Source organism: Bacteroides sp. 214, from assembly GCF_010501015.1.
GTDB lineage: Bacteria > Bacteroidota > Bacteroidia > Bacteroidales > Bacteroidaceae > Bacteroides.
The window spans coordinates 97,550-113,221 of record NZ_QVML01000013.1; the positions used below are offsets into that span (position 1 = coordinate 97,550).

The window sequence follows — 15,672 nt, forward strand, 5'->3', positions numbered from 1 at the left end:
AGAATAATTTGTATATAGCTACCAATAAATAAGGTGTAACTCCGCGAGGAATTACACCTTATTATATATAGTTTTTTTGAGATTACTTCTTTAACGCCGCAATGCTTTCCAATAATGATTTGATGATACTTTCGGCATCCGCTTGTTTTTTGCGTTCCATTTCTATAACTGCCGCAGGTGCGCTGTTTACAAATTTCTCATTGCTTAGTTTTTTCAACACTCCCTGTAAGAAACCTTCTTTGTGTTTTAGTTCGGCTTCCATGCGAGCAATCTCTGCTTCGGCATCGATCATATTGCCAAGAGGTACAGCGAATTCAGTGGTTCCTACCATAAAGGTGCCCGAAGCTTCGGCTGCCGACTCTACAGTGGTTACTTCCGTTAGGTTGCACATCTTTAGAATAACCGGAGTGAGTGCTGCTACGGCTTCGTTTATACCAACAACTTGCAGGCTCAATGCCTCTTTTTGCGCGATGTTTTTCTGTAAACGAATGTTGCGAATGTTGCTAATCACCTCTTTCACTACATCAAAAGATTGTATAAACGCTTCGTCTGCTTTGCTGCTTATCGTTAATGGAGAAACCATAATGCTTTCGCCTGCCTTTCTTTCTTGTACTTGTTGCCACAGCTCTTCTGTGATAAATGGCATAAATGGGTGCAATAATTTCAATAAGTTGTCCATGAAGCCAAGGGTTGTGTTCAACACTTCGCGGCTGATTGGTTGTCCATAAGCGGGCTTAATCATTTCCAAAAACCACGATGAGAATTCATCCCAGAATAGCTTGTACACAGCCATCAGTGCTTCGCTGATGCGGTATTTGCTAAATAAATCGGCAACTTCGGCAGCGGTGCGGTTTTGAATAGATTCAAACCAGCGCATGGCCAGTCTACTCGATTCGGGAACTTCTGCTGTGTCGCTTACTTCCCAACCTCTTATCAAGCGGAAAGCATTCCATATCTTGTTATTGAAATTGCGTCCCTGTTCGCAAAGCGCTTCGTCGAAAAGGATGTCATTGCCGGCAGGAGCGGCAAGCATCATACCCATACGCACGCCATCGGCACCGTATTTCTCTATCAGTTCCAGCGGGTCGGGCGAGTTGCCAAGCGATTTAGACATTTTACGTCCTTGCTTGTCGCGCACAATTCCAGTGAAGTACACATTCTTGAATGGCATTTCGCCTTCATATTCGTACCCTGCCATAATCATACGGGCTACCCAGAAGAAGATAATGTCTGGTCCTGTAACCAAATCGCTGGTAGGGTAGTAGTACTTCATCTCTTCATTGTTAGGGTCGAGTATGCCGTTGAATAGCGATATGGGCCATAGCCACGATGAGAACCAAGTATCCAGACAATCTTCGTCTTGGCGAAGGTCGCCCAGCGTGAGGTTGGCGTTTCCTGTTTTTTCTTTAGCCAGTTGCAATGCTTCTTGTTCATCTTTGGCTACCACGTATCCTCCTTCAGGTAAGAACCACGCAGGAATGCGGTGTCCCCACCACAATTGGCGACTGATGCACCAATCCTTAATATTTTCCAACCAATGGTTGTAGGTGTTTTTGTATTTCGGTGGGTAGAACTTCAACTCATCATTCATTACCGGTTTTAAGGCAATCTCCGCGAGATGTTCCATCTTCAAGAACCATTGCATGGAGAGTTTGGGCTCAATTACTACGCTGGTACGCTCGGAGTAGCCTACCTTGTTGGTGTAAGCTTCTTCTTTTTCTAATAATCCGGCAGCCTCCAAATCTTTTACGATTTGTTTGCGAACAGCAAAGCGATCCATGCCAATGTATAATTCTCCGGATTCGCTGATGGTTCCGTTATCATTGAATATGTCAATAGTTGGCAAGTTGTGTTTCTCGCCCAGCATGTAGTCGTTTATGTCGTGAGCAGGGGTAACCTTGAGGCAGCCTGTTCCGAACTCTACATCTACATAATCGTCCTCAATTACCGGTACGGCACGATTTACCAACGGCACGATTACTTTTTTACCTTTGAGGTGCGCGTTCTTCGGGTCGTTGGGGTTGATACACATAGCGGTATCTCCCATGATTGTTTCGGGGCGGGTGGTAGCCACAACGGCGTATCCCTCCTCACCTTCAATTTTGTAGCGCAGGTAATAGAGTTTGCCGTGCTCTTCTTTGTAGATAACTTCTTCGTCAGATACAGCGGTTAGTGCTTGTGGATCCCAGTTCACCATGCGTACACCTCTATATATTAAACCTTTTTTGTACAAGTCTACAAAAACGTGGAGCACACTTTCGCTGCGTATCTCATCCATGGTAAAGGCGGTACGATCCCAGTCGCACGAAGCACCGAGGGTACGGAGCTGTTTCAAGATGATGCCACCGTGTTCTTCGGTCCACTCCCAGGCATACTTAAGGAATTCTTCTCGGGTGAGGTCTGTTTTCTTGATACCTTGCGCGGCAAGGCGGTTTACCACTTTTGCTTCGGTAGCGATAGAGGCATGGTCGGTTCCAGGTACCCAACAGGCGTTTTTGCCTTCCATGCGGGCACGGCGAATAAGTATGTCTTGAATGGTATTGTTGAGCATGTGTCCCATATGGAGTACTCCGGTGACGTTGGGTGGCGGTATGACGATGGTGTATGCTTCACGTCCATCGGGTTTTGAACTAAACAATTTGTTGTCCATCCAATACTGGTACCATTTCCCTTCTACGTCGGTAGGGTTGTACTTGCTTGCTAATTCCATGCTGTATTCACTAATTAATTGAGTTTAAAGGCACAAAAATACATAAAAATCCATGAGTTGCGCTTATTTAATAAAAATAATAGATTGATGGAATGTCTAAAGTTTACATTCTTGGGTGTTTCTGTATGTGCGTATAGTAATTAAAAAGAGCAAGAAATCTCGTTTTTTATCGAAATCTCTTGCTCTTCTTTTCTTAGGTATAAGTCTTATGAGAGATGAATTAACTGATGGTATCGATGTTATTGTCGAGGTTACGGTAGTTAATATTTTCTCGTGGATTGGTGTTATTCAGGAATTCTTCCACATTTGTATAACCGTCTCCGTCGGAATCAATCGCTCCATCAGCCGGATTGTTAGGATTCAGGTTGTATTTTATTTCCCATTCATCGGGCATGCCGTCGCCGTCGCTGTCTACCGGGATTTCGGTTGGGTCGAAGGTCAGGTTAGGATAGCCACCTACTTCCGAAATATCTTTGATAATACCGGTAGCTGTTGTTGTCTTTCCGGAGCGAACCATTTCTACTACGCGGGTGTCTACCGCATCGCGTTTGGGTAGTGTGGCACCTGCTTTTGCCAGTACAGCCTCAAAAGCTTCCTGAGCCGTGTGATGTGGTGATACAGGCCATCCTTCGAAAGGAGTATTCACACGGGCGAGTTGCTCGTTGCCACGCATACCCAACCAGTTGTTCTTGGTGACTTCTTCGTCTCCGTACATAATATTTCCGGCTACGTACCACTTACCGGGACGTTTCTCGGCTTTGGGGTACCATTCGCCTCCGCCAGCCCATGCACTACCGGGTGAGTACATGTTGCGTTCTTCGATACGGGCAAGTACGTTGCGCATGTTTTCGTTGGTAGCAGGTCCTGGCTTGTAGTAATTGTTGATGTAATTAATCATAGAGGTTTCGTCTCCGCCGTCCATGGTGCGGTGGCGCCAATTGAAAGCTACATTGTAACGGTAATCAAATGCGCCGGACATTCCGATAGATGGATTTCGGGCGGTATTACAAGCGAATAGATTGTGGTGGAATGTTGATGGATTTCCTCCCCAGGTACCTCCAAAAGCATGACCTCTGGCATTGAGCGCTTCGCTGGAGATTGTCCATTGAATGGTGATGTGCTGCGCTGGGTCTTTGATTTGGGTTTTTCCATCGAGCGAAGGACGCATGTGGCGGTAAAGTGAAATGTTTTCGTCCATACCCCAACTGGTTGAGCAATGGTCGATGATGATGTGATGGAAAGGATTTCCACCGATATTATCGTCGCCCTGTCCACCCATAGGTACTCCGCGACGAACGCGTAGATGACGAATGATAACATTATAAGTATTAATATTAATTGTTCCTGCTACACAAATACCGTCACCTGGTGCAGACTGCCCCGCAATAGTAATGTCGGGATGTGCGATGTTAATATCTTTGTTTACATTGATAGTTCCGGCAACGCGGAATACAACAATTCGAGCTCCTTCGGCCTCCAAAGCGGCACGCAAGCTACCCGGACCACTATCGTTCAGGTTTGTAACAGCGATAACCCGACCGCCACGTCCTCCTGTGGTAAACATACCTCCACCCCATGCTCCCGGGAATGCTGGAATAGCACCTTCGGGTAGGCGAGGCGGATGTGGTGGAATCATGCCACTCTGAGGTTGTTGTGCAAGAATCTCTGTGCATAACAAGACAGATAATAACAAACTGGTACTGATGATTCGAAGAATTGTTTTCATGGTGTTTCTGATTTTAATAAAGAATATCGTATACACAAGACGGAGAGAATAAATATCTGTACTCAAAACAGAAGACAGTGTGGTCTACAGGTAAAAATGTTTTGTTTGTAGCTGTTGAGCCTATCTTTGTGAGATTCTCTTTATCTTTGCGAGAAATTAATATTACCAACCTATGGAATTGCAGTTGATACAGAATAAAATATATGAGATAAGAGGTCAGAAAGTGATGCTGGACTTTGACCTGGCAGAAATGTACGGTATTGAAACAAGAGTCCTTAAGCAAGCCGTCCGTCGTAATATGAAGCGCTTTGAGGGTGAGGATTTTATGTTTGAACTTACTAAAGATGAACTTTTAACATCACAAATTGTGATCTTAAACAAAGGACGAGGAACTCATTTCAAATATATGCCTTTTGCTTTTACTGAACTTGGTGTGGCCATGCTTAGTAGTGTACTAAACTCTAACACAGCCATTGAAATAAACCGAAATATTATGCGTGCATTCGTTGCAGTTCGGCAATTATTACTAAATCCACCAAAACAAAGTTGTGATTTGCAAGAGCTGCAGTTTGATCTGCAAGAGCTTAGATGTTACATTGAAGAAGTCTTTACAGATTACAACGATATAAACGAAGATACCCGGATGCAGTTAGAACTGATAAACGAATCATTAGCTGAGCTGCAAGCAAATAAGAGAACAAACACCAATCGTATAAAGATAAAGGGCTTTAATCAATATGACTAAAAAAACAATCCGTTACTCGCTCCCCGTTGCTCTGTTACTCCTTTTAGGGTTAACGCAACACATCTCTGCGTGGAGTGTCTATTATGCGGAATGTATTTACCCTCTCATTGCCAAAGCCCTTTCTGCTTTCTCTTCCCTCTTTCCATTCTCGGTGGGTGATTTGTTTATCCTTTTAAGTATCCTTTGGTTAATTATACATCCAATCTACACGCGCATCAAAAGTAAGAAGCCATGGAAGATGATTTTCTTGCATAGTGCCGAATACCTTGTGTGGGTTTATATATGGTTCTACCTTGCTTGGGGGCTGAACTATTCGCAACCGAACTTTTATCAGCGCGCAAATGCACCTGTGCACAGCTATCAAAAAGAGGTGTTTCAACAATTTCTTACCGAATATGTGGATAGCTTGAACAACAGCTACCTCCCCATCGAAAGCATAGACAAGCAGCGTGTTCACGAAGATATTATCACTACCTATCGGTACATTGGGCATACGATGGGTGTGCATACTCCTGCCGGTTCGCCCCGGGCAAAAACGATGATGTTTACCCCGCTGTTTTCCAAGATGGCAATTACGGGTTATATGGGACCTTTCTTTTGTGAGTTTAACCTAAACGGAGAGTTGCTGCCTGCGCAATATGCATCGACCTATGCGCACGAATTGGCGCACTTCTTAGGAATAACAAGCGAGGCGGAAGCTAATTTCTACGCTTATCAGGTTTGTACCCATGCCGAAGAAGCATCCACTCGTTTTTGCGGATACTTCAACGTATTGAGCTATGTGTTGGGCAATGCGCGTGGCTTCCTTGCCGAAGAGGAGTTCAAAGAAGTTATCACGACTTTGCGTCCCGAAATACTCGAACTCTACAATGAACATCGTGAGTTTTGGATTTCAAAATATAGCCGGGTTCTTGGCGAGGTACAGAATTGGATATACGATCTCTACCTGAAAGGAAATAAAATTAGTAGCGGCAGACAGAACTACTCCGAAGTTGTAGGGCTGTTGGTGTCGTGGTGGCAGTATGAGAAGAAAGATAATAAATAATATATATGTGTGTTATGGCAAAATGCAAACTGTTTAAGGTACTAAAGGGAAAAAATAAGAAGTACAGAGTAGGTAGTTACTTCCGGGAGCTGTCGGTGGTAATTATTGGGGTGGCGGTAACATTCTACGTTAGCGGAATTATTGAGTCCAATCGCGAGCAGCAAGATATAAAGCTTCAGTTGAGCACTATCTATGATGAACTGTCGTACAACAGGGATAAGCTGGTGGCGTTATACAAGTATTACGATACACACGAAATCGTAAAACGACAATTGTACGCCTTTGTGGAAACGCCCGATAAGGTTGATAACGATAGTCTCAACGCGGCAGCGCGCCTCATTGGTAAAACCCACGTTTTTGTGTATAAAAGAGGAGCCTACGGATTGTTCGAGGTCAGTGGAGTTATAAAGTCGTTTAGGAATAGAGCACTGCTCCTGAAAATATCCGACTGCTACGCTCTGCTGGAACGATGTAAGGAAAACTATCTGGAATATAGCAACCTCAAGCTAAACGAAATACAAAAATTATATAACATGAATACGGAATATCTTATGAAAGACGATGGCTGGATCAACATCCCCGAGGCAAGAGGCATCTTTAATTTCTACCTGATGGTTTCCAGAGAAGCAAACAAAGAAGATATCCGGGAGATAGAAGAGGTATTAAAGGAAATTAAATCATACATCAATTAATTATGCATACACGAGAAGAACAAATGCAAGCCTTCGGTCGCTTTCTCGACGTGCTCGACGAGCTACGCGAGAAATGCCCCTGGGACCGCAAACAAACCAACGAAAGCCTACGCCCCAATACTATCGAAGAGGTGTACGAACTAACAGATGCCATCATTAAGAATGATGCTGCTGAGATATGCAAAGAGCTGGGTGATGTGTTGCTGCACGTTGCTTTCTATGCCAAGATAGGTGCTGAGAAAGAACAATTCGATATGAAAGACGTATGCGACCGTCTGTGCGAAAAACTCATCTTCCGCCATCCGCATGTGTTTGGCGACGAAACAGCCGAGACAGCCGGACAGGTATCTCAGAACTGGGAGCAACTTAAGCTTAAAGAAAAGGGTGGAAACAAAACTGTATTAAGCGGGGTGCCTGCTTCGCTGCCTTCGCTCATCAAGGCCTATCGCATTCAGGACAAGGCACGCAATGTGGGCTTTGATTGGGAAGAGAAAGAGCAGGTGTGGGATAAGGTAAAGGAGGAGTTTGATGAGCTGCAAGTAGAGATAGCTCACATGGATCAAGAGAAAGCCGAAGCAGAATTTGGCGACCTCTTTTTTAGCCTTATTAATGCTGCCCGCCTTTATAAAATTAATCCCGACAATGCACTGGAACGTACCAACCAGAAGTTTATCTACCGTTTCAACTACTTGGAAGCGTATGCCAAACAACACGGCAAGGACTTGAAATCAATGTCACTTGAGGAGATGGACGCTGTTTGGGAGGAGGCGAAGAAAACAAAAAAGCAGTAAGGTAAAACCTTACTGCTTTTTTCTCTCTCTCTCTCTTTCTTTCTCTCTCTTCGCTTTCTCATTCTGGTTTACGTTTCGAATCAATTCCCGGTTGAATCTTGCTTCGGCACGTTGTACCATAAAGACTTTCTTGGCGGAAAGTATCTTCTTGAATTTAACGTAGTACTCTTTTTCTACCTCTTTCTCTTTGATTTTCAAGTCGTATACCTTTGTCATGATGTCATCATACTCGGCTTCGGTTAGCTCTTTGTCTTTCCCTTTGCGCAGTAAATCCCACATCTTGCCGTTCAGTTCTTTTTTTCTTTTCTGCAGCTCAAAGTACACAGGAAAGAACTTGGCGGCTTCTGCCGTAGTAAGATCAGCTTTTTCGGTAATGAAAGCTTTTATCTTTTCATTGAACTCCTCGGGCGACAGGTGTTGGTGATGTCCGTCTATGGCCCTGACAACAGGAGCTGTCCCAATCAGTAACAGTAATACAAAAATAAGTTTTTTCATGTTGTTCGTTCGTTACGTTAATCCATGCTTGCGTCCGATAGATACACATACAATGAGTAGTCGTCGAGCAATGCCTTGTCGATAGCCATATCGAGATATTCGTCGGCAGCCATTTCTATGTCGTCGGTCGTAGCCACTTGCTTGTCGGCAAATGGGTTAGGCTTAAAGCTTCCTATTTGTATAATAAGAGCCGCTCCTGCAAACATGGCTGCCATGTATGCCCACGGTTTTATCCGATCCCACATGGTGATGACCTTTTCCGTTTCTTTCGTCTCTTCCTTTTCGGGAAGCTTGTTCATAATGTCCGAGGTCAGGTTCTCAAAGTAACCTTGTGGAGTAGTAAAGGGATTTTCCTTTCCTACCTTTTTTAGTAATTTGTCTTCCTCTTTCATAATTTATCTCCTCTCTTTATGGTTAGATATTTATAAGTTTAAAAGGTTTAATCCTCTTCACTTAAAATCTTCTCTATTTTTTTAACCGCATGATGATACGATGCTTTCAGTGCTCCTACGGAGGTTCCAAATATCTCCGACATTTCTTCGTATTTCATCTCTTCATAGTATTTCAGGTTGAACACCATGCGTTGTTTTTCGGGCAATGTCAACAATGCTTTCTGAAGCATCAGTTGGGCTTCGTCGCCCGAGAAGTAAGGGTCACTCTCCAATTTGTTTATCACAGCGGCTTCGGGGTCGTCTATGGATAGCGTGGCGCGTTGCTTGTTCAGGAAGGTGAGGCACTCGTTCAATGCTATGCGATAGAGCCAGGTGGAGAGTTTTGCTTCTGCCCTAAAATATTCCAGGTTTAGCCATGCTTTGATGAAGGTGTTTTGCAGCAGGTCGTTGGTGTCATCGTGCGATAGTACCATACGGCGTATCTGCCAATATAGTTGTTCGCTATATTCGGCTACGATACGTTCAAAACCTTGCTTCTGGGTTTCTTTATCCTGAATCAAGGCAATAACTTCTCGTTCGTTGAAAGTTGTGCTACGTTTTACTTCCGGATCTTGCATGCTATACAGGAGATAGTGCAATTTTTATTAGATCGCTATTTTCTTTGTTATCCTCCCTATTTTCAGGATGTAGAATCCTTTGGGAAGGTCAATGGTAAATGTGTCCTTGGCAGATTCAATGGTAAATGAAAAGACCTTCACGCCAAGTATGTTATAGATTTCTACTACGCTACCCACCGTGGCGTTTTCTATACTTACTACCTTCTCGTGGACGGTAACAAGTGCTTTGGGTTGTTCTTCTTTAATAACTTCGGACTTCTGTGGCTGCTGTGCGAAGAGCGCAGGTGCCGAAGCAAAGGTTATTAATAGGAAGAAATAAAGCGTAATTTTTCTCATCAATAGTTATTCTTTATACAAAATCAACTACAAATGTAATAATTCTCTTTTGAAAAGCAAGTTTATTTAACTTCTTTTCTACTTGATAATCAGCAGTTATACCTCTACACAGAGTGCTTCGCGGGCAAGCTGTGTATGCGGAAAAAGGGCGGTTGCTTCTTGCAGCAAAAGGTTCTCGTCTTCGTAACGTGCCGAGAAATGTCCGATGAGTAGCTGTTTTGCTTCGGCGGCAAGGGCTATTTGTGCGGCTTGCTCGGCGGTGGTATGGTAGGTCTCTTTGGCGCGGGGCAGGTCTCTTTTGCTGAAGGTTGATTCATGGAAGAGTAAATCTACTCCTTTTATTTGTTCCACAATGGCTGGGTGGTAAATCGTGTCCGAGCAGTAGGCATACTTGCGTGGTGGGGCAGATGGACGTGTGAGGCGTTCGTGCGGAATGAATTCACCTTCGGGGGTGGTGTATCCGGCACCGTTCTTTATACGGTTTAGCTCGAAGGTAGGCACGTGGTAGAACTCAACCATGTCGCGCAAAATATGGTCGGGTACTCGCTTCTCGGCAAACAAAAATCCACAGCAGGGTATGCGGTGTCGTAGCGGGATGGTGGTTACGACCAAGGATTTGTCTTCGTATATAATAGCAGACTCTGCTGTGCCAAAAGCATGGAACACAACCTTGTAGGGCAGGTTCTTGCAGAAATAATCGAGTTGAGGAGCAAAGAGTTCTTCCAATCCGGCAGGGGAGTGCACATGCAAATCGGCGGTTCTTCCCAATAGTCCGAAGGTAGAGATAAGTCCCATCAGCCCGAAACAGTGGTCGCCATGCAGATGCGAGATAAAGATGTGATTCAGGCGTGAGAATTTTAAGCGGGTTTTGCGTAGTTGTATTTGCGCGCCTTCACCGCAGTCTATCATAAACAGCTTCTCGCGGATGTTGAGTACTTGCGAGGAGGAAAAGTGGCGGGTGGTGGGTAGGGCAGAGCCGCACCCCAATATATGTATCTCGAATTTCTCCATATGCAAATGTACGAACAAAACCGCAACCCTGTATTCAAAACAGTTTCTAAATAAGCAAAAAAAGCCGCCCTTGTGCAGGACGGCTCTTTATATATAATAAGGTGTATCTTACTTATTATTTTCCAATTGCTCTTTCAAAGCAGCCAATGCGTCGATATCACCAAGAGTGGTCGATGCAGCTTGGTTTTGGATAGCAGCAGCTTCTTCTTTCTTAGGAGCAGCAGCTTTCTTAGATGCTTTCTTTTCAGCTCTTTCTTCTGCCTTAGCTACATCTTCGAAAATGCGGCTGTGTGAAAGGATGATTCTCTTAGCGTCTTTGTTGAACTCAATTACTTTGAACTCAAGTTTTTCGTCCATTTGAGCTTGCGAGCCATCTTCTTTCACTAAGTGTTTTGGAGTTGCAAAACCTTCAACACCGTAAGGAAGAGAAATAACAGCACCCTTATCCAGTACTTCGATGATTGTACCTTCGTGGATAGAACCTACAGTAAATACAGTTTCGAATACATCCCATGGGTTTTCTTCGAGTTGTTTGTGACCAAGGCTCAAGCGACGGTTTTCTTTGTCGATTTCCAATACCTGAACATCGATTGTAGTACCGATTTGTGTAAATTCTGATGGGTGTTTGATTTTCTTAGTCCAAGAAAGGTCAGAGATGTGAATCAAACCGTCTACACCTTCTTCGATTTCTACAAATACACCGAAGTTAGTGAAGTTACGTACTTTGGCAGCATGTTTAGAACCTACTGGGTATTTTTCTTCAATGCTTTCCCATGGATCTTGTTTCAATTGCTTGATACCCAAAGACATTTTGCGTTCTTCGCGATCCAAAGTCAATACAACAGCTTCTACCTCGTCGCCCACTTTCATGAAGTCTTGAGCCGAACGCAAGTGTTGCGACCATGACATTTCCGATACGTGGATAAGTCCTTCTACGCCTGCTGCGATTTCGATAAACGCACCGTAGTCTGCCATAACAACCACTTTACCTTTCACCTTGTCGCCTACCTTGATTTCTTCGCTAAGCGCATCCCATGGGTGAGGAGTAAGTTGTTTCAAACCAAGAGCGATACGTTTCTTCTCGTCGTCGAAGTCGAGAATAACCACGTTGAGTTTTTGATCCAGTTCCACAGCTTCTTTCGGATCGCTAACGCGTCCCCAAGAAAGGTCTGTAATGTGAATCAATCCGTCTACGCCGCCAAGGTCGATGAACACCCCGTAAGAGGTAATATTCTTAACAGTTCCTTCCAGAACTTGTCCTTTTTCGAGTTTACCGATGATTTCTTTCTTTTGTTGTTCAAGCTCTGCTTCGATAAGTGCTTTGTGAGATACAACAACGTTTTTGAATTCTTGGTTGATTTTCACCACTTTGAATTCCATGGTCTTTCCAACAAATACGTCGTAGTCGCGGATAGGTTTCACGTCGATTTGCGAACCTGGCAAGAATGCTTCGATGCCAAATACGTCTACGATCATACCGCCCTTGGTACGACATTTGATGAATCCCTTGATGATTTCTTCGTTTTCCAAAGCTGCGTTAACACGATCCCAAGAACGTGCAGCACGTGCTTTTTTGTGCGACAGGATAAGCTGTCCTTTTTTGTCTTCCTGATTTTCGATGTACACCTCTACGTTGTCACCAACTTTAAGTTCAGGATTGTAGCGGAATTCATTCAAAGGAATGATACCGTCTGATTTGTAACCAATGTTCACAACAACTTCGCGTTTGTTCATTGAAATTACAGTTCCGTCAACTACCTCACGGTCGTTAACTTTGTTTAGCGTGCCGTCATAAGCCTTTTCGAGGTCTTGGCGTGCAGCTCCTTCGAAAGTTTCGCCTTTCTCGTAAGCATCCCAATTGAAATCTTCAACAGGAGCAATGTTCTTTAAATTTTCCATTAATAATTTATTTGTTTTAATCGTTAATTGAGTTAGACATTATATTTGACGATAAAATCGGCTGCAAAGGTAGAATTATTTTGCTGATGTACAAAGTGATAGGGCGGAAATAATCGGGGAATAATTGTTAAAATTGCATTGTTTGAGGTTCTCGTCTCGTCTGCCTATGGTAAACCGATCGTCAGCCATAGGCAAACACTCTGTGTGCTTATGGTTGATGGGTCGTGAGCTTATGGCTGACGGGTCGTGAGCTTATGGCTGAAGAGTGTTTATCCATAGGCAGACGACGACTGCTGCTTTTTCTTACTACGTTAGTAGTTCTTTTTATTTTTATCTTATCTTATTTAGTGCTGGTATACCCCTGGTGTTTTTGTTTTTCAAAAAGTTGTGATATTTCGTTTTTATATTAGTGGTGGTTTGAGCGTTCTTCTATTCCTTCTTGGGTTAATACTATCGATGAAACCGTGTGTTTTAGGAAAAACAATTAAAAGAAGAGCGTTTTTATTGAGGATTGTTTGTTAGGTTAATTGGGGGAATGGTGATTTTAGTTTTGACAAATAAAAAAATAAAAAACAAAAAAATATTTTTTTTTAGAAGCTGTTTTGAATTTGCTTGTTCTTTTATTTAGTGCTATTTTCAGGTTGTTTGTTTTCTTTTTAAGGCGATAATAGCGGGCTATTTGAGCCGTAAAAAAGAGAAGAAACAGACGAAAAGAGTGCTAAAGAAAAAGCAAAAGCATCATATAATAATTATTCTGTGGAAATTCAAAACAGCTTCTTAATAAAAATCAATCACTTTCCATCTGTTTTTCCTTCAAAAAACGCACACTTTTGCACCGGAAGTTAGCGGTTGAAAAGCTCAAAAGTAAACTTAAAACCAATGCTGTCGAACTTGCCATTTTCGTTATTCGTAAACACGCCTACGTCGAAAATATGTGTACCCACACCGTAGCCCAGCTCGAAGTAGGGGTTGAGGCTTGGCATGGTTAAGTAACCCGCGTATATGCGCTCATTGAGTATGTTTCGGGTTATTTTTCGCAGTCCCGACAGTAATAGAAAGGGGGTTTCGTAGGTGAAGTTTATCTTCAGGTACTTGTCGGAGGAGTTGTACCAACGGCGGTCGAGCAGGTGAAACACTCCACCGATATCGTCGTTCCAGCCAATGGGGATGTTGCTACGCGAGAAGTTGGCGAAGTCCACAAAGTAAAGGTCTTCCTGATTGGTGAAAGCACCCATGCTGACGCGATAGTAGATGCTGCTCATCAGCCCCAGCGCTATTTTGTGCTGCATATCGAACTCAATGCGTTCGTACTTGCCTGTGCTGTTGAAGACGCCCGCTATGCCGCGCTCCCAATCTACTGTAAAGGTAGGATATCTGGATTGGAGGTTTATTTTGCGTTCGCCACTAAGGTAATAATACTGGCGGGGTGTCCAGCTAAGGCGAACGTGCGGTGCGAAACTGATGTACTCTTTGCGGAGCTTGTTTTCTACCTCGGGAGTTCCTTCGGGTATTTCGTCTTCGGAGGGTAGCTTAAACTTGCCTACGGGTGTTCTTCGGTGGGTGGTGGTACCCAAGTCGAGGGTTAGTCCGTTGGTTATTTCCCAGCTATGCCTGAGGTCTATAAAGAAGTCGCGGAAATAATTGAGTTCCATCTTGTCGAAGTCGAAAACACTGTCGGGAATGTGTTTAAGGTCTTCGATTACATCACTGCTGTAAATGCGGTTTCCGTTACCCAGCTTTAGGTGGAACGCTGCACGCTTCTCGGGCCAGTAGTCAAAGCCGGCTTTAAGTGCCCAGTACACCTCTTTGTGTTTGAAATTGTAACCCACATGAGGCACAATGCGCAGTAAGCGGTCGCCATTGAAGAGATGGTTGTACTTAAACTCCTGCCGGTAGGATAGCCCGTCTCGAGCGCTATAACTCAGCAGCAGCGGATTGATAAGTGGCGAGGCCTTTATCTGTCCTACGCTGGCTAAATCTATCATGTAGTTGCTGGTAAGCATGTCGCCTACCTGCCCCCAGAACACGCGGGTCATAGTCCCCAATTTGGGCGTGTGGGTTGTGGTGCCTTTGTGCGAGTAATAATTACGATACACCTCTTTTTCGTCCTCTTCCAGAGGGATGGGGCGCAGGTTGGCAAAGTAGGCGCTGTCTGTGATGAAGGCGGATGTGTCGCACTGTAAGGTGAAGGCACGCGTGAGGTTGAGGTCGCCCTTTTTGTATTTATTCCGCAGTTCGTCGGCGACGGACTCGCCCAACGTAATACTGTCGAAGTCTAAAGCTGCAACAAAATCTACATCCAGTTTGTTGCCCAGCAGCTTGAATTTGGCGGTCAGGTCAAAACGTACCGGTAGGAACTCTTCCTTCGTGCCTACTTCTCCCATCTCTATGCGGTTATGGTAGTTTAGGTATTCCCACCGTCCGGAGAATTCAATTTCGCGTACCGTAAACACTTCGTCGCTTACAATCATGTATCCTTTTACCAATTGATAGCTTTTCAGGCGGGGGGCGAACGAAATATGGTAACAATTCGTGCCGTTGTAGCGCATCACCGAATCTACCTTGAACGTATAATACTTACGCGCATTGGTTGCCAGTGGCGATAGCAGTTTGGAGTTTAGCAGCGAAGAGGAGTAGATGTTGGTATGGGTGAAACTTAATAGGTCTTTGCTCACACCTTTGTAGCTCTCTACGGTGTTGCTTACAGCTTTTACCTTTTGGTCGTAAATATTAGGGGCGGTAAAGTGCAGGTTGCTGTAAGTCTCCATGATGTATTCATTGACCCCTTTCTTGATCTTAAACATAGTGGGGATGAAGCGCATAAGTTGATTCTTCTTACGCACCACGGTTTTGTTTTTAATGTACACCTCGGCCGTATAGTCTTCCACTATTTGGCTATAAAGGGGTGCGTAGAAGAAAAGCTTTTCGAGAATGACCTCTTCCTGAATGAGGGTATCGCGTTTGCTCTCGGGCATATCCTGGCTTACCGCTCGTATCGGGAAAAAGAGCAGTAGCAGTAGTAGGAGCAATATAGATTGTATGAATCTAAGCATAAGCGAGCTAACAAACTTAGACAAAATAATTGTAATAGAAAGGAGGTTGCCGATGTTTTAACAAACTGTGGTTTGACAGTGCGGCTGTTCCTCTCATTTTTTTATTTTTTATTAGCAATTATTCGGCATTTCTTCTTACATTTGTGCTTTATAACACAGT

At 43.9% G+C, this 15,672-nt stretch carries 13 protein-coding genes; 4 read left to right on the top strand and 9 right to left on the bottom strand.

The genetic code is table 11. The features are described from left to right. Window positions 1-82: 82 nt before the first annotated feature. The gene (locus D0T50_RS09905) at window positions 83-2,710 is read right to left on the bottom strand and encodes a valine--tRNA ligase (protein ID WP_163223375.1); all 2,628 of its coding nucleotides are present in this window, start codon (window positions 2,708-2,710) and stop codon (window positions 83-85) included. 220 nt (window positions 2,711-2,930) lie between these two features. Next, on the bottom strand, window positions 2,931-4,436 hold the full coding sequence (locus D0T50_RS09910; RefSeq protein WP_163223376.1) for a polysaccharide lyase: 1,506 nt from the start codon (window positions 4,434-4,436) through the stop codon (window positions 2,931-2,933). Between the two features lie 172 nt (window positions 4,437-4,608). Between D0T50_RS09910 and D0T50_RS09915 the strand changes: the two genes are divergently transcribed. From D0T50_RS09915 to mazG, 4 genes are read left to right on the top strand one after another with little or no spacing between them, the layout of a single operon-like run. After that, on the top strand, window positions 4,609-5,181 hold the full coding sequence (locus tag D0T50_RS09915; RefSeq protein ID WP_163223377.1) for an ORF6N domain-containing protein: 573 nt from the start codon (window positions 4,609-4,611) through the stop codon (window positions 5,179-5,181). After that, window positions 5,174-6,226: a DUF3810 domain-containing protein gene (locus D0T50_RS09920; RefSeq protein ID WP_163223378.1), complete on the top strand. Its 1,053-nt coding sequence runs from the start codon at window positions 5,174-5,176 to the stop codon at window positions 6,224-6,226. Before D0T50_RS09915 ends, D0T50_RS09920 begins: the two co-directional genes overlap by 8 nt. Window positions 6,227-6,240: 14 nt before the next feature. Further along, window positions 6,241-6,918, top strand: coding sequence for a hypothetical protein (locus D0T50_RS09925; RefSeq protein ID WP_163223379.1), 678 nt, complete (start codon window positions 6,241-6,243; stop codon window positions 6,916-6,918). Between the two features lie 2 nt (window positions 6,919-6,920). Further along, window positions 6,921-7,709, top strand: a complete 789-nt coding sequence (gene mazG, locus D0T50_RS09930; RefSeq protein WP_163223380.1) for a nucleoside triphosphate pyrophosphohydrolase — start codon at window positions 6,921-6,923, stop codon at window positions 7,707-7,709. A gap of 9 nt (window positions 7,710-7,718) precedes the next feature. Here the strand turns inward: mazG and D0T50_RS09935 are convergent, their stop codons facing one another. The 7 genes from D0T50_RS09935 to D0T50_RS09965 form a co-directional block, all read right to left on the bottom strand. Then, window positions 7,719-8,204 (bottom strand): hypothetical protein, encoded by a 486-nt coding sequence (locus D0T50_RS09935; protein ID WP_163223381.1) that lies wholly within the window; start codon window positions 8,202-8,204, stop codon window positions 7,719-7,721. A gap of 17 nt (window positions 8,205-8,221) precedes the next feature. Next, window positions 8,222-8,596: a hypothetical protein gene (locus tag D0T50_RS09940; RefSeq protein ID WP_163223382.1), complete on the bottom strand. Its 375-nt coding sequence runs from the start codon at window positions 8,594-8,596 to the stop codon at window positions 8,222-8,224. 47 nt (window positions 8,597-8,643) lie between these two features. After that, window positions 8,644-9,213 (bottom strand): RNA polymerase sigma factor, encoded by a 570-nt coding sequence (locus D0T50_RS09945; protein WP_163223383.1) that lies wholly within the window; start codon window positions 9,211-9,213, stop codon window positions 8,644-8,646. A gap of 27 nt (window positions 9,214-9,240) precedes the next feature. Next, entirely contained in the window at window positions 9,241-9,549 is a 309-nt protein-coding gene (locus tag D0T50_RS09950) for a T9SS type A sorting domain-containing protein (RefSeq protein WP_163223384.1), read from the bottom strand. A gap of 96 nt (window positions 9,550-9,645) precedes the next feature. Continuing rightward, window positions 9,646-10,560 (bottom strand): ribonuclease Z, encoded by a 915-nt coding sequence (locus tag D0T50_RS09955; protein ID WP_163223385.1) that lies wholly within the window; start codon window positions 10,558-10,560, stop codon window positions 9,646-9,648. A gap of 108 nt (window positions 10,561-10,668) precedes the next feature. After that, complete coding sequence (gene rpsA, locus D0T50_RS09960; RefSeq protein ID WP_163223386.1) at window positions 10,669-12,459, bottom strand: 30S ribosomal protein S1; 1,791 nt, start codon at window positions 12,457-12,459, stop codon at window positions 10,669-10,671. Window positions 12,460-13,301: 842 nt separating this feature from the next. Next, window positions 13,302-15,512 (bottom strand): DUF5686 family protein, encoded by a 2,211-nt coding sequence (locus D0T50_RS09965; RefSeq protein ID WP_239058247.1) that lies wholly within the window; start codon window positions 15,510-15,512, stop codon window positions 13,302-13,304. Window positions 15,513-15,672 lie beyond the last annotated feature (160 nt).